22 protein-coding genes and 1 pseudogene are annotated in these 22,038 nt (G+C 52.0%); 14 read left to right on the forward strand and 9 right to left on the reverse strand.

The genetic code is table 11. The features are described 5' to 3' along the window. Positions 1-92 precede the first annotated feature (92 nt). Positions 93-1,283 (reverse strand): YjgN family protein, encoded by a 1,191-nt coding sequence (locus tag HV261_RS25035; RefSeq protein WP_202039756.1) that lies wholly within the window; start codon positions 1,281-1,283, stop codon positions 93-95. 192 nt (positions 1,284-1,475) lie between these two features. Here HV261_RS25035 and HV261_RS25040 point away from each other — a divergent pair, with 192 nt between their 5' ends. Next, positions 1,476-1,979, forward strand: a complete 504-nt coding sequence (locus tag HV261_RS25040; protein ID WP_196210239.1) for a GNAT family N-acetyltransferase — start codon at positions 1,476-1,478, stop codon at positions 1,977-1,979. An 8-nt stretch (positions 1,980-1,987) separates the two neighbouring features. Here the strand turns inward: HV261_RS25040 and miaE are convergent, their stop codons facing one another. Together miaE and rraB are read right to left on the reverse strand one after the other, a co-directional pair. Then, positions 1,988-2,752, reverse strand: a complete 765-nt coding sequence (gene miaE, locus HV261_RS25045; protein ID WP_202039757.1) for a tRNA isopentenyl-2-thiomethyl-A-37 hydroxylase MiaE — start codon at positions 2,750-2,752, stop codon at positions 1,988-1,990. Between the two features lie 51 nt (positions 2,753-2,803). Then, the gene (gene rraB, locus HV261_RS25050; RefSeq protein WP_003025845.1) at positions 2,804-3,229 is read right to left on the reverse strand and encodes a ribonuclease E inhibitor RraB; all 426 of its coding nucleotides are present in this window, start codon (positions 3,227-3,229) and stop codon (positions 2,804-2,806) included. A gap of 98 nt (positions 3,230-3,327) precedes the next feature. Between rraB and argL the strand changes: the two genes are divergently transcribed. Further along, positions 3,328-3,423: a putative translational regulatory protein ArgL gene (gene argL, locus HV261_RS28055; protein WP_416348267.1), complete on the forward strand. Its 96-nt coding sequence runs from the start codon at positions 3,328-3,330 to the stop codon at positions 3,421-3,423. Beyond that, positions 3,393-4,397, forward strand: a complete 1,005-nt coding sequence (argF, locus tag HV261_RS25055; protein WP_202039758.1) for an ornithine carbamoyltransferase — start codon at positions 3,393-3,395, stop codon at positions 4,395-4,397. The genes argL and argF (HV261_RS25055) overlap by 31 nt, the downstream gene beginning before the upstream one ends. A 95-nt stretch (positions 4,398-4,492) precedes the next feature. Here the strand turns inward: argF (HV261_RS25055) and HV261_RS25060 are convergent, their stop codons facing one another. Beyond that, complete coding sequence (locus HV261_RS25060; RefSeq protein ID WP_202039759.1) at positions 4,493-4,945, reverse strand: YhcH/YjgK/YiaL family protein; 453 nt, start codon at positions 4,943-4,945, stop codon at positions 4,493-4,495. A 673-nt stretch (positions 4,946-5,618) separates the two neighbouring features. Here HV261_RS25060 and arcA point away from each other — a divergent pair. The 5 genes from arcA to HV261_RS25085 all read left to right on the forward strand — a co-directional run bounded on the left by arcA (position 5,619) and on the right by HV261_RS25085 (position 10,924). Continuing rightward, complete coding sequence (arcA, locus tag HV261_RS25065; protein ID WP_202039818.1) at positions 5,619-6,839, forward strand: arginine deiminase; 1,221 nt, start codon at positions 5,619-5,621, stop codon at positions 6,837-6,839. A gap of 9 nt (positions 6,840-6,848) precedes the next feature. Then, on the forward strand, positions 6,849-7,781 hold the full coding sequence (gene arcC / locus HV261_RS25070; RefSeq protein ID WP_123268586.1) for a carbamate kinase: 933 nt from the start codon (positions 6,849-6,851) through the stop codon (positions 7,779-7,781). A gap of 55 nt (positions 7,782-7,836) precedes the next feature. Further along, entirely contained in the window at positions 7,837-8,841 is a 1,005-nt protein-coding gene (gene argF, locus HV261_RS25075; protein ID WP_202039760.1) for an ornithine carbamoyltransferase, read from the forward strand. A gap of 55 nt (positions 8,842-8,896) precedes the next feature. After that, positions 8,897-10,300: a YfcC family protein gene (locus HV261_RS25080; RefSeq protein ID WP_202039761.1), complete on the forward strand. Its 1,404-nt coding sequence runs from the start codon at positions 8,897-8,899 to the stop codon at positions 10,298-10,300. Positions 10,301-10,444: 144 nt separating this feature from the next. After that, positions 10,445-10,924, forward strand: coding sequence for an arginine repressor (locus HV261_RS25085; RefSeq protein WP_202039762.1), 480 nt, complete (start codon positions 10,445-10,447; stop codon positions 10,922-10,924). Here the strand turns inward: HV261_RS25085 and HV261_RS25090 are convergent. Beyond that, positions 10,921-11,043, reverse strand: coding sequence for a hypothetical protein (locus tag HV261_RS25090; protein ID WP_085951582.1), 123 nt, complete (start codon positions 11,041-11,043; stop codon positions 10,921-10,923). The genes HV261_RS25085 and HV261_RS25090 overlap by 4 nt on opposite strands. Between HV261_RS25090 and pyrL the strand changes: the two are divergent. From pyrL to ridA, 4 genes and pseudogenes are all read left to right on the forward strand, one after another. Beyond that, a pseudogene (pyrL, locus tag HV261_RS25095) lies at positions 11,023-11,158 on the forward strand (pyr operon leader peptide). The gene HV261_RS25090 and the pseudogene pyrL overlap by 21 nt on opposite strands. 2 nt (positions 11,159-11,160) lie before the next feature. Then, on the forward strand, positions 11,161-12,096 hold the full coding sequence (pyrB, locus tag HV261_RS25100) for an aspartate carbamoyltransferase (RefSeq protein WP_003025818.1): 936 nt from the start codon (positions 11,161-11,163) through the stop codon (positions 12,094-12,096). Positions 12,097-12,109: 13 nt separating this feature from the next. After that, positions 12,110-12,571 carry an aspartate carbamoyltransferase regulatory subunit gene (gene pyrI, locus HV261_RS25105; protein WP_003025816.1) on the forward strand — a complete coding sequence of 154 codons (462 nt, stop codon included), beginning with the start codon at positions 12,110-12,112 and terminating at the stop codon, positions 12,569-12,571. A 76-nt stretch (positions 12,572-12,647) separates the two neighbouring features. Further along, positions 12,648-13,034, forward strand: a complete 387-nt coding sequence (ridA, locus tag HV261_RS25110) for a 2-iminobutanoate/2-iminopropanoate deaminase (RefSeq protein WP_202039764.1) — start codon at positions 12,648-12,650, stop codon at positions 13,032-13,034. A gap of 91 nt (positions 13,035-13,125) precedes the next feature. Here the strand turns inward: ridA and HV261_RS25115 are convergent, their stop codons facing one another. The 4 genes from HV261_RS25115 to mgtA all read right to left on the reverse strand — a co-directional run bounded on the left by HV261_RS25115 (position 13,126) and on the right by mgtA (position 19,069). After that, on the reverse strand, positions 13,126-14,412 hold the full coding sequence (locus HV261_RS25115) for a TRAP transporter large permease (protein ID WP_202039765.1): 1,287 nt from the start codon (positions 14,410-14,412) through the stop codon (positions 13,126-13,128). Positions 14,413-14,442: 30 nt separating this feature from the next. Further along, positions 14,443-14,952, reverse strand: coding sequence for a TRAP transporter small permease (locus HV261_RS25120; protein ID WP_202039766.1), 510 nt, complete (start codon positions 14,950-14,952; stop codon positions 14,443-14,445). Between the two features lie 55 nt (positions 14,953-15,007). After that, a complete protein-coding gene (locus HV261_RS25125; RefSeq protein WP_202039767.1) occupies positions 15,008-15,985 on the reverse strand; it encodes a TRAP transporter substrate-binding protein in 978 nt (325 codons plus the stop codon). A gap of 375 nt (positions 15,986-16,360) precedes the next feature. After that, positions 16,361-19,069, reverse strand: a complete 2,709-nt coding sequence (mgtA, locus tag HV261_RS25130) for a magnesium-translocating P-type ATPase (RefSeq protein ID WP_202039768.1) — start codon at positions 19,067-19,069, stop codon at positions 16,361-16,363. Between the two features lie 417 nt (positions 19,070-19,486). Between mgtA and treR the strand changes: the two genes are divergently transcribed. Next, positions 19,487-20,434: a trehalose operon repressor TreR gene (gene treR, locus HV261_RS25135; RefSeq protein ID WP_137383943.1), complete on the forward strand. Its 948-nt coding sequence runs from the start codon at positions 19,487-19,489 to the stop codon at positions 20,432-20,434. A gap of 157 nt (positions 20,435-20,591) precedes the next feature. Next, positions 20,592-22,010: a PTS trehalose transporter subunit IIBC gene (treB, locus tag HV261_RS25140; RefSeq protein WP_202039769.1), complete on the forward strand. Its 1,419-nt coding sequence runs from the start codon at positions 20,592-20,594 to the stop codon at positions 22,008-22,010. Positions 22,011-22,038: the final 28 nt, after the last annotated feature.

Raw genomic sequence — 22,038 nt, forward strand, 5'->3', positions numbered from 1 at the left:
TTTGCCGGATAGCGCTACGCTTATCCGGCCTACATTCAGGCGTTATCAGGTAATCAATATCAAAGGCCGGAGCATGCTTCGGCCTTGTTGTATCAGATGAACGGGAAGTAGGTCATCACACCGCGTGATAGCCACATTGCCGGACCCGTTTCTAACGCGAGTTCGCTGTCGGTCAGTTCCAGCGAATCCAAATCCCCCTGAACATGGGAGTTGCTTGCCAGCCATCGGACCTGCCACATTTTCATCCACGGGTAAGCCAACCCAAACGTTATGCCCGAAATAAGCATCACGAGCGCAAAGCGCCAGACCATACCCGATGCCGTCACTGAAGAATGAAAACGAATCTTGCCCTCTGCCAGAGTCAGGTTATTCATGAACAGGTTACGCAGCGTGACGTATAAATAGCTGATCAGTACAATAATCCCGACAAAATAAAGAAAATAACACGCCATAATCCGACTGTAGTTTTCCAAAATAAAGGCATCGTTAGCCACGCCCATCACGGCAAGCATCACCATTTGTAGAAAAATAGGGGCGATCAGCCAGGCGATTACCACCACAAAGGGCAGAAACACCAGCACCGCTTTTATACAGCCAATCACGCACGCTTTCATATCTACGTTTATCGCAAAATGATGAATACCAAAATGCCCGCCATTGCCCACCAGCTGCATCCATTTTGCATAAGTAATACCGTAGGTGATCCCCATACCTATAATGCCAACCATTGCAATAAACGTTATTCTAAAGAGTGTTCCCGTGCTGCCCTCTAACCATTCGGTAGCAACACTCAGCAGATAAACCACGCCCCAGTTCACCAACGAAAGTACCAATGGCACTGCCAGCATATAGAGCCATGCGTATAATTTTGAACAGCTAAAACCAAAGCGAACGCCATTCAGAGAGGTCATCATCGCCTGATACTGCAAGCTTTTTACTGCCATCAAAGGGATGGCAATAACGAGCAACCCTATCAAGGTAAACCCTAAGAAATGACTACCATTCACGATTAAACTCACGCTGGCACCGTAAACGATCATAATAAGTAAGAAGCTAACAAAAATCGCGCCACCCGTTGCCTTGTAAGCAAAAGATTGCCCGTTTAGCGTCATTTTTTGATAAATGTAACGACGGCATTTCACCATAGCCCAAGGCGTATAAATACCTAAGGTGATAATACTCAGCAAAAAATTAACAAGGCAAATGAGAAAGTATTCCCATCCTTTCCCGGTAAAAATAAATGTGTGGCGTTGGTTATCCTGAGCACCGATAACATCATTCATGAATAATATCCCTAATAGCTATTCCATTAATTAAAATTATAAACACCAGCATTTATTTACTGGTTTAACTACAATACTATTTCTGTTTGTTTTATGTATTGTATTTTTTCTGAATCAGGAACACCTTGCACCTGGCAGAAGAGAGTGGTATTAAAGAAATATATAAATGTATTTTTGAAATTGAGTCATGTTATGAATGTTGTTCTGTCCCCCACGCTTGCACTGCGCCGAATCACTGAACCCGATAACCAGGCCATCGCCGCGGTTATCCGCCAGGTTTCCGCAGAATATGGGCTTACTGCTGATAAAGGCTACACCGTGGCCGACCCCAATCTGGATGAGCTGTTCCAGGTTTACAGCCAACCGGGCGCGGCCTATTGGGTCGTTGAACAGAATGGACTGGTGGTTGGCGGTGGGGGTGTCGCGCCATTAGGTTGTAGCGAACCGGACATTTGTGAACTGCAGAAAATGTATTTTTTACCCGCGGTTCGCGGAAAAGGTATGGCGAAAAAGCTGGCGCAGATGGCGCTGGATCACGCCCGCAAACAGGGCTTTAAACGCTGTTACCTGGAAACCACCGCGTTCTTACACGAGGCTATTGGCCTGTACGAACACTTAGGATTTGAGCACATCAGCGAGCCGCTAGGTTGCACCGGGCACGTCGACTGCGAAGTGCGGATGCTCAAATCCCTGTAAGCCAGCGTTTAAGAGGTGGCTGGCACGCCACTATGAAAACGAAACTCATCGTCCGGCGATAAGATAAGAGACGCTTCTATCTGACCAAAGAACCGCACCCGGGCGCTGATGTCATCGGTTGAAATCTGCTGTGCCAGCGCCAGGTAATCCTGATAATGGCGCGCCTCTGATCGTAGTAGCGACAGATAAAACGCCTGTAATTCATCATCCAGATACGGTGCCAGCGCCGCGAACCGTTCGCAGGACCGCGCCTCTATGTAAGCGCCACAGATCAGCTTATCTATCAGCGTCAGCGGCTCATGGGTGCGTACCTCTTTGAGCATGCCTTTAGCGTAACGACTGGCGGTAATTTTGATATACGGAATTTGACGACTCAGCATTGCTTCACGCACTTGCCAGAAGTGGTGTAATTCCTCTTTGATCAGTAGCACCATACTGTCGATCAGTTGTTGCCCCCACGGATCGTCGGTCTGGGGCATTATGCTTTTGCTTATCTGTTTGTTCAACAAGGTGAAATCCGGCTCTTCCCCTTCTCGGAAGGCAAAGGCTTCATAGGGTTTCAGCCACGACAGCATTGCCTGCGATCCCTGCTTATCCGCAACATATTTACGCACCAGCAGCATCGCGGTTTGCGCCGCTTTCAACTCGCAGACGAGATGGTCGGTCAGCAACAGAGGAAGATTTGCCGGGTCTCGCGCTTTATCAAGCCAGGCCTGAGGCGTTTTACAGTGCAGGAAGTTGTGGATTGGGGAGAGTATTTGCGGGTAATCCATACGTTGTCCTTGGCCTGCGGCAGCCTGGGCTACCGCAGGTCATCAGATGACTTAGTGACGCACGCCGTCATCATCTTCGTCGACGAGGTCTTCATCGTCGCCGTCTTCGCCTTCTTCGCCGTTCGGGTCTTCAAAATAGGTGCCCCAACCGTCGTATTCCACATCATATTTTTCTGCCAGGTTCATCAGTTGCTCAACCTGAGCATCGATCAACTCCGCATTCAGTGCACATTCGCTCAGAATGTCACAGCAAATAACCGTGTCGCCTTCTTCCACTTCCAGCTCTTCCGGCTCGGTCACTTCATAACCCAGTTTAAAGGCTTCTACTGCCGCTTTTTCCAGGGTTTCAAAGTCATCCGCGGAAAGGTGATGTTCGATGGTGTACAGCGCATCAGGGTCGCTGCCATCTTCGAGTAACTCTTCAATAATCAAGCGTGTTTCTTCACGCTGCTCTTCCAGTAGTTCCGGGTTTGCCATGGCTCGTTCCTCATAATGTCCTGCCGATACTCTTATTGTCACATACCGCTGACATTGCCTCCACCTTTCCAGGAAAGATTTGTTAAACAAGGTTGCAAATGAATAAACATCCATATAAATTGAATTTTAATTCAATAAATGGCTTAAGCCATGCGAGGGAACCATGTCTGCGTTTTATCAGAAGCACTTTTTGAAATTGCTCGATTTCACCTCTGCTGAACTCACGTCACTGCTCCAGCTCGCCGCACAGCTGAAGGCAGATAAGAAAAACGGTACAGAGGTCGCTCAGCTCACCGGCAAAAACATCGCGCTCATCTTCGAAAAAGACTCAACCCGTACCCGTTGCTCTTTCGAAGTTGCCGCATACGATCAGGGCGCTCGCGTGACGTATCTCGGGCCAAGCGGCAGCCAGATTGGCCATAAAGAGTCGATCAAAGACACCGCCCGCGTGCTCGGCCGCATGTACGATGGTATTCAGTATCGGGGCCACGGCCAGGAGATTGTCGAGACGCTGGCGGAATATGCCGGAGTTCCGGTGTGGAACGGATTAACCAACGAGTTTCATCCCACCCAGCTGCTGGCGGATCTGTTAACTATGCAGGAACACCTGCCGGGTAAAGCGTTTAATGAGATGACGCTGGTCTACACCGGCGATGCCCGTAACAATATGGGCAATTCCATGCTGGAGGCTGCCGCGCTAACCGGGCTGGATCTGCGCCTGGTCGCGCCGCAGGCTTGCTGGCCGGAAGAAAGTCTGGTGGCGGAGTGCAAAGCGCTGGCACAGAAAAACGGCGGTAATATTACGCTGACCGAAGATGTCGCCACGGGCGTGAAAGACGCGGACTTCATCTATACCGACGTCTGGGTATCAATGGGCGAAGCAAAAGAGAAGTGGGCCGAACGTATTGCTCTGCTGCGTAAATACCAGGTTAATAGCGCGATGATGGCGTTGACCGGCAATCCGCAGGTGAAATTCCTGCACTGCCTGCCCGCGTTTCATGACGATCAAACCACGCTTGGCAAACAAATGGCGCAGGAATATGGTCTGCACGGCGGTATGGAAGTGACGGATGAGGTCTTTGAATCATCCGCCAGCATCGTATTCTCTCAGGCGGAAAACCGGATGCACACCATCAAAGCGGTGATGGTGGCGACACTGGCGAAATGAGGGCATATGCCGGATGGCGATGCTAAGCATCGTATCCGGCCTACAACCGTGTTCCCGTAGGCCGGGTAAGGCGAAGCCGCACCCGGCAAGCACGCTTATGCCACGCGCATTTTCACTACGGCTTTGCGCACCAGTGCCGGCGCCCCCACCGCGCACAGCGGTTTATGCACTTCGCCCGGATAGAACACCACGAAGTCACCTTCGTTCAGCACCACCGTTTTCTCCTGTACGCCTTCCGGCAGGAAGGCGATATCTTTGTCCGCCAGCCAGTCGGTTTCCGGCGCACCCGCAGGCTGCGTACTGAAGGTCATGCCTTCCTGACCTTTGAGCAGGATCTGAATATCCAGATAACGGGCGTGATACTCAGCGCGACGCTGGGCAAACGGCTCTGTCATATCTTCTGCAATCAGATAAAACAGGCGATCGCCGTCGATGTCATGCTTACCCTTTTCCGTCGCATCCGTCACGTTCGCTTTGATATGTTCAATCGCCTGACGCAGCTCTTCCGGCAGCCACGCATCCAGGTTGTGAATATTGCCGACAATCATCTTAAACCCCTTAATTAAAACATCGTTTCATTTTAGTTGTTATACGAAAAAACGCGCTGCCATACCACTGCTATTTGCCGATATTTTGCGTCAACGCATGTTTATCGCTGATGATGTTAATTAATTGCTAACTCTCAGCAACAGGTTATGCATAAACTCTGCATAACTTTCGGCTACCCTTTTCCGACTACATCAGTAACCCACTGTTATCAAAAGATTTGTCAGAAAAACCAGCCGTCGCTCACAGTTCACATCTCCTTCGCTATCCTTCTCCATCGTCATATTTATTTTGAAATAAACTTTACCGTACAAATAATAAAATTATAGATTCGCATAATAATTCACAGCAAAGAAAAAAACACAAATAAATCAATAGATTATTTATATCGCAGCACTTTTAGATATATACATAAAATTAACAACAATAAATAACAAGACATATTCCCGCGTAGTCATTCAATTATTCATATTTTTATTTTTTTAATTCTCAGAGCCACATCATAAATTAAACAACAAAAGCCAAATATCGACCTGACTGTGAAATAAATCACATTTCATCATCAAATAAGATCTAAATATAGATTCTGAAATCAGCTGAAAAATCATGACTGCGATAAATATTATTTGCAGGCATCTCCTCTTTATTTTTTAAAATAGTATTAAAGGAATAATGATGGAAAAGCATTATGTCGGGTCGGAAATCGGTCAATTACGTAGCGTGATGCTACATCGCCCTAACCTCAGTTTAAAAAGGCTGACGCCCTCAAATTGTCAGGAACTGCTTTTTGATGATGTTCTTTCGGTAGAACGTGCAGGAGAAGAGCATGACATTTTCGCCAACACGTTGCGTGAACAGGGAATTGAGGTTCTGTTACTCACTGATTTATTGACACAAACCCTGGATATCCCTGATGCCAAAAGCTGGCTACTGGATACACAAATTTCTGATTATCGCCTTGGCCCCGCTTTCGCCACGGATATTCGCGCCTGGCTTGCAGATATGCAGCACCGGGAACTCGCCCGGCATTTAAGCGGTGGGCTGACCTATGGAGAAATTCCTGCCTCAATCAAAAATATGGTAGTCGATACTCACGATATTAATGATTTCATTATGAAGCCATTACCAAACCACTTATTTACCCGCGACACCTCATGCTGGATATATAACGGCGTGTCAATTAACCCAATGGCAAAAACAGCGCGGCAACGAGAAACCAATAACCTGCGGGCGATCTACCGTTGGCATCCCCAATTTGCTGATGGTGAATTTATTAAATATTTCGGCGATGAAAATATTAATTACGACCACGCCACATTAGAAGGTGGAGATGTGCTGGTCATTGGTCGCGGTGCCGTTCTCATCGGTATGTCGGAACGCACAACACCGCAGGGAATTGAGTTCCTTGCCCAGTCGCTATTCAGCCATCGTCAGGCAGAACGCGTCATCGCGGTCGAACTGCCTAAACATCGCTCCTGCATGCACCTCGATACCGTAATGACCCACATCGATATCGATACCTTCTCCGTCTACCCGGAAGTAGTACGTCCGGATGTGCAGTGCTGGACCCTGACACCAGACGGTCGCGGCGGACTGAAAAGGACGCAGGAAAATACGCTGCTCAATGCTCTCGAGAAAGCGCTTGGCCTCGACCACATTCGTCTGATCACCACCGGTGGCGATGCCTTCGAAGCTGAACGCGAACAGTGGAATGACGCAAACAACGTCCTGACGCTGCGCCCCGGTGTGGTAGTGGGCTACGAGCGCAACATCTGGACCAACGAGAAATACGACAAAGCAGGCATCACTGTTTTACCCATTCCTGGCGACGAACTTGGACGCGGACGCGGCGGCGCACGCTGCATGAGCTGCCCACTGGAACGCGACGGTATTTAAGGAAAAGTCATGGAAAACAAACCTACCCTGGTTGTAGCTCTGGGCGGCAATGCATTGCTTAAACGCGGCGAGCCGCTGGAAGCTGACATCCAACGCAAGAATATTGAGCTGGCGGCAAAGACTATCGCGCAGCTCACGCAACAGTGGCGCGTGATCCTGGTACACGGCAATGGTCCCCAGGTTGGACTTTTAGCGTTGCAAAACAGCGCGTATGCCAGCGTTACCCCCTATCCGCTCGACATTCTCGGCGCGGAAAGTCAGGGAATGATTGGCTATATGCTGCAACAGGCGCTGAAAAACCAGCTTCCACAGCGTGAAATTAGTGTGCTGCTGACACAGGTTGAAGTCGATGCTCACGATCCGGCTTTCAGCAATCCCACCAAATATATCGGGCCGATTTACGACGCTCACCAGGCTAGCGCCTTGCAGGCGGAAAAAGGCTGGATTTTCAAAGCTGATGGCAAAGCGTTCCGCCGCGTTGTGCCCTCTCCACAACCTAAACGTATCGTTGAAAGTGACGCTATTCGCACACTGATCGCTCGCGATCATCTGGTTATCTGCAACGGCGGCGGCGGTGTCCCGGTGGTGGAAAAAGCCGATGGCTACCACGGTATCGAAGCGGTGATCGACAAAGATCTCTCCGCCGCCCTGCTCGCCAGCCAAATCCACGCCGATGCGCTGCTGATCCTGACCGATGCTGATGCCGTGTATCTCGACTGGGGCAAACCTACCCAGCGCCCGCTGGCCCAGGTCACGCCGGAACTGCTCGGCGAAATGCAATTCGACGCCGGTTCAATGGGCCCCAAAGTCACCGCCTGCGCGGAATTTGTCTCTCGCTGTCACGGAATAGCAGGCATCGGCTCATTGGCTGACGGTCCGGCCATCCTCGCCGGAGACAAAGGCACGCTCATTCGGCTCGAAACCACCGACGCAAACGCGTAGGGCTTTTTTGCCGGATAGCGACTGCGCCTTATCCGGCCTACATAAGGACATTTTCATGACTGTTAACCTGAAAAATCGCAATTTTCTCAAACTGCTGGACTACGCCCCAACGGAAATCCAGTACCTGATCGATCTGGCTATCGAGTTAAAAACGGCAAAAAAGGCCGGGCGCGAAAGACAGACGCTGGTGGGTAAAAATATCGCGCTGATCTTCGAAAAAACCTCAACCCGCACCCGCTGCGCCTTTGAAGTTGGCGCTTTCGATCAGGGCGCACAGGTGACCTATCTCGGCCCAAGCGGATCGCAGATCGGCCATAAAGAATCAATGAAAGATACCGCCCGCGTGCTAGGCCGCATGTACGACGGCATTGAGTACCGCGGATACGGTCAGGACATTGTGGAGGAACTGGGGCAATTTGCCGGGGTTCCAGTATGGAATGGACTGACCAATGAATTTCACCCCACGCAGATCCTCGCGGATCTGATGACCATGCTGGAACACGCGCCGGGTAAAACCTTGCCGGAACTGAGTTTCGCTTATCTCGGTGACGCCCGCAATAACATGGGTAATTCGCTGATGGTTGGCGCAGCGAAAATGGGGATGGATATCCGCCTGGTCGCACCTAAATCCTTCTGGCCGGACGAGGCGCTGGTTGCCGAATGCCGTGAAATCGCCAGCGTGACAGGCGCACGCATTACGCTCACAGAGGATGTTGAAGAAGGCGTATACGACGTCGATTTCCTCTACACCGATGTCTGGGTCTCGATGGGCGAACCCAAAGAAGCCTGGGCAGAACGCGTTAGCCTGATGACGCCCTATCAAATTAACCAGCGGGTCATCAACGCAACCGGTAATCCCAATGTGAAATTTATGCACTGTCTGCCCGCCTTCCATAACGAGCACACAAAAGTTGGACGTGAAATTGAAGTGGCCTACGGCCTGAAAGGGCTTGAAGTCACGGAAGAGGTTTTTGAGTCAGCGCATTCCATCGTCTTCGACGAAGCAGAGAACCGGATGCATACCATTAAAGCGGTAATGGTAGCGACCCTCGGCGACTAACCCCAGCGGGCATATGTCGCCTGACGGCATATGCCCAAGCTATCCGGAGAACATCATGGGCAAATTCAAATTTCCCAGCGCATATACCATCCTGTTTATTCTCATTGCACTCGTCGCGGTTATGACCTGGATAGTCCCGGCAGGGAAATACCAGATGGCGATGAATGCCACTTTGGGCAAAGAAGTGCCGGTTGCCGGTACTTATGCCCCGACAGAGGCGCATCCGCAAGGTTTTACCGCTGTACTGCTGGCGCCGATTGACGGTCTTTACAACCACGAAACCTATACCGCAGGCGCCATTGATGTGGCGTTGTTTGTCCTGATTATTGGTGGGTTTCTCGGCGTGGTAAACAAAACAGGCGCCATCGACGCAGGTATCGAGCGCGTGACGGTCAGGCTGAACGGTAAAGAGGAGTGGATGATCCCCATTCTGATGGGACTGTTCGCCGCCGGAGGTACGATTTACGGGATGGCAGAGGAGTCACTCCCTTTCTACACATTGCTGGTTCCGGTAATGATGGCCGCACGCTTTGATCCGTTGGTAGCCGCCGCCACCGTTCTGCTCGGCGCGGGCATTGGCACACTCGGCTCGACAATCAACCCTTTCGCAACGGTTATCGCGGCTAACGCCGCCGGGATCCCCTTCACCCAGGGCATGCTGATGCGCATTCTGCTGCTGGTCGTCGGCTATGTTATCTGCGTGGTCTGGGTCATGCGCTATGCACGGAAAGTTCGCAGCCATCCTGAACTTTCCATCGTGGCAGATAAAATGGAAGAAAACCGCGTCCATTTTCTCGGTAGTCGCGCCAATACCAATCTTGAATTCACAGCAACGCGTAAATGCATCCTGTTCATTTTCGCCGCTGCCTTTGCGGTGATGATTTATGGGGTGGCGGTGCTCGGTTGGTGGATGGCGGAAATTTCCGGGGTTTTTCTGGCATCTGCGATTATCGTCGGCGTTATCGCCCGTATGAGTGAGGAGGAATTTACTGGCACATTCATTGACGGGGCACGTGACCTGCTTGGCGTCGCGCTAATTATCGGTATTGCACGCGGCATCGTGGTGGTGATGGATAACGGCATGATCACCCATACTATTCTGCACAGCGCGGAAAATGTCGTCTCCGGTCTTTCCTCCACCATTTTCATCAATGTGACCTACTGGCTGGAAGTTTTGCTCTCCTTCCTGGTCCCTTCCTCTTCGGGCCTGGCGGTCCTCACCATGCCCATTATGGCCCCGCTGGCCGACTTCGCGCATGTCCCCAGGGATCTGGTCGTCACCGCGTATCAATCCGCTTCCGGCATTGTGAATCTGATTACGCCCACTTCAGCAGTTGTGATGGGCGGGTTGGCCATCGCCCGCGTTCCTTACGTGCGATACCTGAAATGGGTGGCCCCGCTGCTGCTCATTTTGACGTTACTGAACATGGCCGTCCTGAGTATCGGCGCGATGTTGTAGCCCTTTTAGCCGTCGGACCCCGACGGCTTTTTTGAGCGTGCTCTCGTTTTTCTGCACAACCGCCCGTTTGAGCCGTTATTGATACTGCAAATGTGGTGAATTTCGCCATCACATTGATACAAGTGATAAATTTAGGGTGTATTTATGAAGGAATTCGATGATTACTCGACCAAAGAGCAGAAACAACTGGCGATTTGTCAGCGCCTGATTACTGAAAAAAGCTACCAGTCCCAGGAAGCGCTTCGCCGCGATCTCCAGCACCATGGTTTTACCGGAATTAGCCAGTCAACGGTATCCCGCCTGCTGAAACTGCTCGGGGCGATAAAAATAAGAAATACAAAAGGGCAAAAAATTTATTCTGTAAATCCGCAATCACGCCCCGCTCCTGATGCAGCCCGATCGATTGCTGAAATGGTGGTCAGCGTGGAACACAATAGCGAGTTTATCCTCATTCACACTGCCGCAGGCTATGGCCGTGCCGTTGCCAGAATCCTCGATTACCACGCGTTACCAGAGATTCTGGGTGTCATCGCTGGCAGCAGTATTGTCTGGGTCGCGCCGCGCGTCGTGCAGCGAACGGGACTGGTGCACAAGCAGATTAACTATCTATTTAAAATGAATTAAAATTCATAAGAACCGTTTGCGGTGAATAAATTGTGCATTTTCCGCTTGATCCCATAACGGAGCTGAGTATAATCGCGGACAATTTGCCGGGAGGATGTATGGTTCAGTGTGTACGACATTTTGTCTTACCGCGTCTGAAAAAGGACGCTGGCCTGCCGTTTTTCTTTCCGTTGATCATCCATTCCAAGCCCCTCAATTGAGGGGCTTTTTTTTTGCCCAGACGTCAGGAGATAAACATGGCTAACCCGCTCTATCAAAAACACATCATTTCCATAAATGACCTCAGCCGCGATGACCTCAATCTGGTTCTCGCGACAGCGGCGAAACTGAAAGCCAACCCACAGCCGGAGCTGCTAAAGCATAAGGTGATTGCCAGCTGCTTCTTTGAGGCGTCAACCCGCACCCGTTTATCCTTTGAAACCTCGATGCACCGCCTGGGCGCCAGCGTGGTGGGTTTCTCTGACAGCAGCAACACCTCTCTGGGCAAAAAAGGCGAAACCCTGGCCGACACCATTTCCGTCATCAGCACCTATGTCGACGCCATCGTCATGCGTCATCCGCAGGAAGGCGCCGCGCGTCTGGCTACGGAGTTCTCCGGCAACGTGCCGGTACTGAACGCAGGCGACGGCTCCAACCAGCATCCCACCCAAACGCTGCTGGACCTGTTTACCATTCAGGAAACCCAGGGTCGCCTGGACAACCTGCACATCGCCATGGTGGGTGACCTGAAGTATGGCCGTACCGTCCACTCCCTGACCCAGGCGCTGGCAAAATTCGAAGGTAACCGCTTCTACTTCATCGCCCCGGATGCGCTGGCCATGCCGCAATACATTCTGGATATGCTGAATGAAAAAGGTATCGCCTGGAGCCTGCACGGCACCATCGAAGAGGTGATGGCAGAGGTTGATATTCTCTACATGACCCGCGTGCAAAAAGAGCGTCTGGACCCGTCCGAATACGCCAACGTGAAAGCGCAGTTTGTCCTGCGCGCCAGCGATTTGAACGGTGCCAGAGCGAACATGAAGGTACTGCATCCGCTGCCGCGCATCGATGAGATCACCACCGACGTCGACAAGACGCCGCACGCCTGGTATTTCCAGCAGGCTGGCAACGGCATCTTCGCCCGTCAGGCGTTACTGGCACTGGTACTGAATAGCGAACTGGCACTGTAAGGGAGAAAAAGAGATGACACACGATAACAAACTGCAGGTTGAAGCCATCAAACGTGGCACCGTGATTGACCATATTCCCGCACAGGTTGGTTTTAAGCTGCTGACGCTGTTTAAACTGACGGAAACCGACCAACGTATCACCATCGGTCTGAACCTGCCGTCTGGTGAGATGGGCCGTAAGGACCTGATTAAAATCGAAAACACGTTCCTGACCGATGAGCAGGTAAACCAGCTCTCCCTGTACGCCCCGCAGGCAACGGTAAACCGCATTGACGATTACGACGTGGTGGGTAAATCACGTCCGAGCCTGCCTGAGCGTATCGACAATGTACTGGTTTGCCCGAACAGCAACTGCATCAGCCATGCTGAGCCGGTTTCCTCCAGTTTTGCAGTGAAAAAGCGTGCCGATGACATCGCACTCAAATGTAAATACTGTGAAAAAGAGTTTTCGCATTATGTGGTGCTGGCCAACTAATTGGGGTTGGTTATGAGATCCCGGCTCCCTATAATGAGCGGGAACATTCTATTACCGCTGTAATTCAGGAGAAATCATGAGCAAGACTATCGCGACGGAAAATGCACCAGCAGCAATCGGCCCATACGTTCAGGGCGTTGACCTGGGTAGCATGGTAATCACTTCCGGTCAGATCCCGGTCGATCCGAAAACCGGTGCCGTAGCGGAAGACGTGTCCGCTCAGGCGCGTCAGTCGCTGGAAAACGTAAAAGCTATCGTTGAAGCCGCAGGCCTGAAAGTGGGCGATATCGTTAAAACGACCGTCTTCGTTAAAGACCTGAACGATTTCGCTACCGTCAACGCCACCTACGAAGCGTTCTTTAACGAGCACAACGCCACCTTCCCGGCGCGTTCTTGCGTGGAAGTTGCTCGTCTGCCGAAAGACGTGAAAATCGAGATTGAAGCGATCGCCGTTCGTCGCTAAGTTTCCTTGTGCCGGATGGCGGTTTCGCCTTATCCGGCCGACGGAAGCGTAATTTGCAGGCCCGGTAAGCGCGAGCGCCACCGGGCATTTATTACAGCACACCAAACAGTTTCGGCAAGAACAGTGAAATCGCCGGAATGTACGTTACCAACATCAGCACCAGGAACAGGACGAGGTAGAACGGCAGCATCGCCTTTACCACTTGTTCAATCTTCTGCTTACTCACCGCACTGGCGACAAACAGCACCGACCCTACCGGCGGCGTAATCAACCCGATCCCTAAGTTCACCAACATGATCATGCCGAAATGAACCGGATCAATACCGAGCGCGTTGGTCACTGGCAGCAGGACCGGTGTCAGGATCAGGATCAGTGGCGCCATATCCATCAGCGTACCAATCAGCAGCAGCATAATGTTAATGCACATCAGGATGACGTATTTGTTATCCGAGATACTGGTGAAGGCTTCGGTGATACGCATCGGCAACTGCATGTAGGTCATGACAGCGCCAAACGCGGCAGCAAAACCAATCAGGATCATCACGATGGTGACGGTTTTCACCGTGCGGAACATCAGCTTCGGCAGCTCAGACCATTTATAATCGCGATAGATAAACATGGTGACGAAGAAGGCCCACAGGCAGGCAATCGCCGCGGATTCCGTCGCGGTAAAGATGCCCGACAGGATCCCCCCCATGATGATCACCACCGTCATCAATCCCCACAGCGTATCGACGAAAATCTTCAGCGCCTGACGAAATGGTACACGCTCGCCTTTTGGATAGCCGCGTTTATGGGCAAACGCCACGCACATCACCATCAGGCTCAAGCTTAACAGCAGACCCGGCAGGATCCCGGCGATAAACAGCGCGGCAATCGATACCGTACCGCCGGTCGCCAGCGAATAAATGACCGAGTTATGGCTGGGCGGCGTAAGGATTGCCTGTACCGAACCGCTGGCGGTCACCGCCGCGGCAAAGTCGCGCGGATAGCCTTTTTTATCCATCTCCGGGATCATTACCGAACCGATAGACGCGGTATCTGCCACGGACGATCCAGAAATGGCGCCAAAAAAGGTCGATGCCACGATGTTGACCAGTGACAAGCCTCCGCGAATAAAACCAACAAAAATGTAGGCAAAATTCACTAACCGACGCGCAATTCCGCCTTCGGCCATGATCGCACCGGCCAGAATAAAGAACGGGATCGCCAGCAAAGAGAACTTGTTCACGCCGCTGGTCAGTTGGATCATCACCGCTTCCAGTGGGATATCAATGTACCAGGCACCAATGATGGCGCTAATCCCTACCGCGTACGCTACCGGTACCCCAATCGCCAGCATGATGCCAAGCGTAAAGACGAGAATAAATGCATCCATCTGCTTTCCTTAATGAAATGGGGGCGGTAATTAGCTGGTCGATCCCAGCATGACAACGGGACGCTGGTACTGCGGGCCACGGCAGATCTTCTCAACAATAAAGAGCAGCGTGATAGCAGAGCCAATTGGCAGCGGAAGATAGTTTTGCCCAGCGCTTAAAATCGGGAATTCCGCAACGGGTTGATCCCACAGCTCAAGACACAGATTGGTTCCGTACCAGAGGATAAACAGGCTTATCGCCGCCAGCATGATATCCGCGACAATAAAGCAATAACGACGGGCGCTTTCGCCCAGACGGTCAGTGACCATACTCACTGCGATATGTGAGCCTGCGCGATAACTTACCGCAGCACCAATAAAGGTGAATGTCACCATGCAGAGAATAGCAACGGGTTCAGGCCATGACAGGGCATTGTTCAGGACATAACGTGCGAATATCCCAATCGGTATAATGGCAACCATCACCAATAATGCCACACCGGCAATCCACATTGAGACCCGATAAAGAAAATCCATTACCGATGAATAGCATTCACCCATAATCATCACCTCGAATTAATCAAATGATTCAGGCGGATATCATCCGCCCGATGAACTACTGCACATCCTGAATACGTTTGATCAAATCCTGGTGGTCTTTACCGTAATTATCCCGCACTGACTGCGTGGCTTTATAGAAATAGTCCGTATCAATATCGTGGAACTGAACGCCGTTGGCTTTCATGGTTTCCAGTGATTTCGCATTATAATCCTGCCAAAGTTTGCGTTGCTCTACCTGGGCTTCTTTAGCGAGTTTAATAATGAGATCCTGATCTTCTTTTTTCAACTTATCCCATTTGGCTTTCGAGAACAGAAAAAGCTCAGGAATAATAAAGTGTCTGCTCCAGGTATAGTTTTTCACGACCGGCAAATAGTTATGCGCAACAAACGTTGGCGGGTTATTTTCCGTGCCATCAATAACGCCGGTCTGCATGCCGCTAAAGACTTCGCTGACGCCCATGACAACGGAGTTAGCGCCCATCGCTTTCAGGGTATCCAGCGCTATCGGACTTCCTTGCACGCGGATTTTCATACCGTGTAAATCTTCCGGTTTCACCACCGGATTTTTAGTGATCAGGTTACGCGTCCCCGCATCCATCCAGCCCAAAAACACCAGCCGTGATTTGTTACTTGCCGTCAGACGGTCGCCAATTTCCTGGCCGATCATGCCGTCGAGAACCTTATGCAGATGGTCTTCATCACGGAAAATATACGGCAGGGTAAATACGTTAATTTCAGGGAGGATAGCAGCGACAGGTGTCATCGAGACGCGAATAATATCGATAGCGCCTAATTGCGCCTGTTCAATCATCTGTTTTTCATCGCCTAACACACCACCTGGAAATGTTTTAATTTCCAGACGGCCATCGGTCGCCGCGCTGAGCTTTTCCCCCATGTGTTTCACTGCCACCACGTTCGGGTAATCAGCCGGATGCACGTCTGCGGCGCGGAAGGTTTGTGCCAACGTTGAATGGCTGGCCAGTAATACCGATGCGCCAATACACAGACTTATCAGGTTTTTTGTCAGTTTCATTTGTCCTTCTCCAGAAGTTCATAATATCCATTAACAGGAATAGCTTGCAGAGCAAATGACTGCCGGAATTAAAAATGGGCAGCGAGAAACTTTCTTAACGACGTTACCGGTGCAGACTAACTGGTGTAACAATTTATTTCGATGACTGCCTTCACAAAAAAAAACTAAGCTCTATAATTTTTAGCACGCTGTTTCATTTTTGCAACGCAGATCGTTTTCCTGATAAAAAAGCAACGCAAAGGACGTGGTTTTATACTAATTAGCCGCGTTAGTATTTCAATAAAAATAAAACAGCAATATTACGGAGGAATATCTTCGAATGAAGAAGAGAAATGCAGGATGGTGTTAACACCATCCTGTTGAGACGCGTAGCGGTTATTGCCAGCCGTAACGACGGCTATAAAAACCTTTCACTAACTGGGTCAATGTCATGTAGCCTGCCAGAATCGCAATCAGCCACGGGAAGTAGCTCAGCGGCAGTGCCTGCAATTGCAGGTAGCTGGCCAGCGGCGAGAACGGTAACGCAATGCCCACCACCATCACGACCAGCGTCATCAGCATCAACGGCCATGCGGCGCGGCTCTGGATGAACGGCACGCGACGGGTACGGATCATATGCACAATCAGCGTTTGCGACAGCAGACCGACCACGAACCAGCCTGACTGGAACAACGTCTGATGCTCTGGTGTATTGGCATGGAAAACGAACCACATCAGGCAAAAGGTCAGAATGTCGAAGATAGAGCTGATCGGTCCAAAGAAGATCATAAAGCGTCCCAGCTCGGCAGGGTTCCAGCGCTGCGGCTTTTTAATCTGCTCTTCATCAACGTTATCAAACGGGATCGCCACCTGGGATACATCGTACAGCAGGTTCTGAATCAGTAAGTGCAGCGGCAACATCGGCAGGAACGGCAGAAATGCGCTCGCCACCAGCACGCTAAACACGTTACCAAAGTTGGAACTGGCCGTCATTTTGATGTACTTCAGCATGTTCGAGAAGGTACGACGCCCTTCGATCACCCCTTCTTCCAGCACCATCAGGCTCTTTTCCAGCAGGATGATGTCTGCCGCTTCACGCGCAATATCAACCGCACCATCAACGGAAATACCAATGTCCGCCGCGCGCAGCGCCGGGGCATCGTTGATACCATCGCCCATAAAGCCCACTACGTGACCTTCACGCTTGAGCAGTGTGACAATGCGCTCTTTGTGCATTGGCGTCAGGCGAGCAAACAGCGTGGTACGCTGAGCCAGTTTTGCCAGCTCGTCGTCGCTTAACCCTTCAATGCTGCTGCCGATAACCACATCACCTGCATCCAGACCCACTTCATGACACACTTTCGCCGCCACCAGCTCGCTGTCACCGGTGAGAATTTTCACCGTAATACCGCTGGCTTTCAGGGCTTTCAGCGCCGGGGCGGTCGTTTCTTTCGGTGGATCGAGGAAGGCGATATAGCCTTCGAGGATCAGGTCTGACTCATCAATACGTTGGTAATCGCCCTCACGCGCAGGCAGGTATTTCGTCGCCACCGCCACCACGCGCAGCCCCTGGCGGTTCAGCGTATCGGTAACGCGTTTCACCCGGCGCAGCATGTTCTCATCCAGCGGGACAATTTCCCCGTTATGACGCACCTGGGTGCAAACGCTGAGGATCTCCTGCAACGCCCCTTTACAGACCAACTGATGCACATCGGTTTGTTCAGCGACCACCACCGACATCCGACGACGTTCGAAATCAAACGGGATTTCATCAATTTTCTGCCAGCGGGTGGAGAGCTGACGGGCAGATTCTTCATCCACACCTTCGAGAACCGCCGTATCCAGCAGATTCTTCAGCCCGGTCTGGTAATGGCTGTTTAGCCACGCGGAATACAGGACATGTTCGCTGGGCTTACCGGAGATATCGGTATGATTCTCCAGCACTATTTTATCCTGAGTCAGGGTACCGGTTTTATCGGTGCACAGAATATCCATCGCGCCAAAGTTCTGGATAGCATCGAGGTGTTTGACGATGACCTTCTGTTTGGACAGCTTCACCGCCCCGCGCGCCAGCGTTGAGGTGACGATCATTGGCAGCATTTCCGGCGTCAGCCCCACCGCGACAGACAGCGCAAACAGCGCCGCTTCCCACCAGTCACCTTTGGTATAGCCGTTGATGATGAGCACAATGGGCGCCATCACCAGCATAAAGCGGATCAGCAACATGCTGACGCGGCTGATCCCTTTCTGGAAGGCATTTTGCTCGCTTTCCTGCTCGCTGACGCGGCCTGCCAGTTGTCCAAACCAGGTGTTCGCCCCGGTGGCAATGACAATGGCCTGTGCCGTTCCGCTCACCACATTAGTGCCCATAAAACACAGGGTATCGCACTCCAGCGGGTTGCTTTGCTGCGGGTCACGGCTGGCCGCCACTTTCTCAACCGGCAAAGACTCACCGGTCAGCGAAGCCTGCGCCACAAACAGATCGCGCGCCTGGACGATACGTAAATCGGCCGGGATCATATCGCCGGCTGCCAGCTTAATAATATCGCCAGGAACCAGCTGGTCGATCGGCAGCTCAACCCAGCCGTTCTCCCCTTTTTCGTTGATGACACGCAGGACGGTTGCGGTATTGCTGACCATCGCTTTCAGCGCATCCGCCGCTTTGGTGGAACGCGCCTCCTGCACAAAATTCAGCAGCGTAGAGATACACACCATCAAGGCGATGACGCCCGCAGCAAACAGATCTTCGGTGGCATAAGAAATGCCGCCCAGAATAGTCAGCAGAATATTAAACGGGTTGCGGTAGCAGACCCACAGATGTACCCACCACGGCGACGGCTTTTGCGTCGGCAATTGGTTTTCGCCATGCTTTTCGCGGGCGCTTTCCACTTCTGCGGCATTCAATCCTTCCGGATGCGCATCAAACGTTTTCCACAGCGCCTCTTCATCCATCAGCGCCATCTTCAGGCAATGTTCACTGAGTGACGGTGGGATCGGCGTGCTGGCAACGGTCTGCGCATTAGGCAACGGATCGCGATGCACCAAACGATGCGGCAAATGGCGGTTAAGCCGGGCAAACAGCTGGCGGGTAATATTTTTGAACATAGGCAGTCCCTCTGCACCAGTATAAACGGGCGCAGTAAATCCTTCAGGCGTGGCAAAGCCTTGCCTGGTGGCAATTTTAAAATCACAACAGGGACGTCAGAACGTCACTGTCTTACAGCTCCGGTAAGACAGTGAAAACAGGCTTACCGGAGAAGGGGGGTTCTCCATTTCGGGAGAGGGGTGGGATCGGGATCCATATAGCCTCCGGTAAGTGAATGATAAGCGCTGCGGATTATACGCAGAAAACCATAAGGTTTGTGACAATTATGGCGGTATGATACAGCATGGAAACTAAACCAAACGTATACACATCGCCTGAAGGGTGAACGCTTTAAAGCAGACTTTGCCCATTGCACTCCACATGAGTAAAGTTACTCTCTTTGGTATAACTGAAAAAGTGCGCAACGGGAAAACAGGATGCAAAATCGGCTGACTATTAAAGACATCGCCCGCTTAAGCGGCGTGGGGAAATCAACGGTTTCCCGCGTGCTCAACAACGAAAGCGGCGTTAGCGAACGCACCCGTGAACGTGTTGAAGCAGTGATGAATCAGCACGGTTTCTCCCCTTCCCGCTCCGCACGCGCCATGCGTGGGCAAAGCGACAAAGTCGTGGCAATTATCGTCACACGTCTGGACTCACTTTCAGAAAACCTCGCGGTGCAGACCATGCTGCCCGCCTTTTATGAGCAGGGTTACGATCCGATTATGATGGAAAGCCAGTTCTCACCTGAACTGGTAGAAGAACATCTGGGAATGCTCAAACGTCGCAACATTGATGGCGTGGTGCTGTTTGGTTTTACCGGCGTAACGGAAACCATGCTCACCTCCTGGCAGGACTCGCTGGTGCTGCTGGCCAGGGATGCCAAAGGCTTTGCCTCCGTCTGCTATGACGACGAAGGTGCCATTCATACCCTGATGCAGCGTCTGTACGATCGTGAACATCGTCATATCAGTTTCCTTGGCGTCCCCCATAGCGACGTCACCACCGGTAAGCGCCGTCATGAGGCCTACCTGACCTTCTGCAAGAAACATAAGCTGCATCCTGTCGCTGCTCTGCCAGGTCTTGCCATGAAGCAGGGCTATGAGCATGCCGCCGATGTCATTACGCCGGAAACCACCGCGTTAGTCTGTGCAACGGACACGCTTGCCCTTGGCGTCAGCAAATATCTGCAGGAACAGCGAATCGACAACCTGCAACTGGCGAGCGTCGGTAATACGCCGCTGATGAAATTCCTCCATCCGGAGATCATCACCGTCGATCCCGGCTACGCTGAAGCCGGACGGCAAGCGGCGTTACAGCTGATCGAACAGATCAACGGCCGCAGCGAACTGCGGCAAATCGTCATTCCCGCCACCCTCTCCTGATCGCTTTCTGAGCACTAATTTGTGATCTTCGCTGCGTTTCGGGAACGTTCCCATTTTTAAATATTCACCGAAGATATACTCTGGCACCAACAACGAGACAGCTGCCGGATGACGTCGCGAAAGCGTCTAATCCGACCTACGGGGAACACACGTCATCATGAGCAAAGTAAAACAAGCGGATATCGACCGACTGATAGAGCTGGTTGGCGGGCGCGACAATATCGCCACGGTGAGTCACTGCATTACGCGCCTGCGTTTTGTGTTGAATCACCCCGCGAATGCCAGACCGAAAGAGATCGAACAGCTACCGATGGTCAAAGGCTGCTTCACCAACGCCGGGCAATTCCAGGTGGTGATTGGCACCGAGGTGGGCGATTACTACAAGGCGCTGTTGGCGACCACCGGACAAGCCAGTGCCAACAAAGAGCAGGCAAAGAAAGCGGCACGGCAGAACATGAAGTGGCACGAGCAGCTGATTTCCCACTTCGCGGAGATCTTCTTTCCGCTGCTCCCAGCGTTGATAAGCGGTGGTTTGATCTTAGGTTTTCGTAACGTCATCGGCGATGTGCCGATGAGCAACGGGCAGACGCTGGCGCAGATGCATCCCTCGCTGAAAACGCTCTACGACTTCTTGTGGCTGATTGGCGAAGCGATCTTCTTCTATCTGCCGGTGGGGATTTGTTGGTCGGCGGTGAAGAAAATGGGCGGTACGCCGATCCTCGGCATCGTGCTGGGCGTCACGCTGGTTTCTCCGCAACTGATGAACGCCTATTTGCTCGGCCAGCAGGTACCAGAAGTGTGGAACTTCGGCCTGTTCAGTATCGAGAAAGTGGGCTACCAGGCGCAGGTTATTCCGGCGCTGCTGGCGGGCCTGGCGCTCGGCTTTATTGAAACGCGGATGAAACGCATCGTCCCGGATTATCTGTACCTGGTCATCGTCCCGGTATGTTCGCTGATCCTGGCGGTGTTCCTCGCCCATGCCTTTATCGGTCCATTTGGCCGCATGATCGGCGACGGTGTGGCGTTTGCCGTCCGCCATCTGCTGACCGGCAGCTTTGCCCCGATTGGCGCAGCATTGTTCGGCTTCCTGTATGCCCCGCTGGTGATCACCGGTGTACATCAGACCACGCTGGCTATCGACATGCAGATGATCCAGAGCATGGGCGGAACACCGGTATGGCCACTGATTGCGCTGTCTAACATCGCACAGGCCTCCGCAGTGGTCGGCATCATTATCTCCAGCCGTAAACACAACGAGCGTGAAATCTCCGTTCCTGCCGCGATCTCGGCCTATCTGGGGGTAACTGAACCCGCGATGTACGGCATCAACCTGAAATATCGCTTCCCGATGCTGTGCGCGATGATTGGTTCGGGCCTTGCCGGGCTGTTGTGCGGCCTGAACGGCGTGATGGCAAACGGCATTGGCGTCGGCGGCTTGCCAGGCATCCTCTCCATCCAGCCAACGTACTGGCAGGTATTTGGTCTGGCGATGGTGATTTCAATTGTTATCCCGATGGTACTGACCTCGTTCATCTACCAGCGTAAATACCGTCAGGGCACCTTACAGATTGTCTGACTTTTCTTCGGGGCGCAGTTGCGCCCCA

This window comes from Citrobacter sp. RHBSTW-00671 (genome assembly GCF_014103415.1).
Lineage (GTDB): Bacteria > Pseudomonadota > Gammaproteobacteria > Enterobacterales > Enterobacteriaceae > Citrobacter.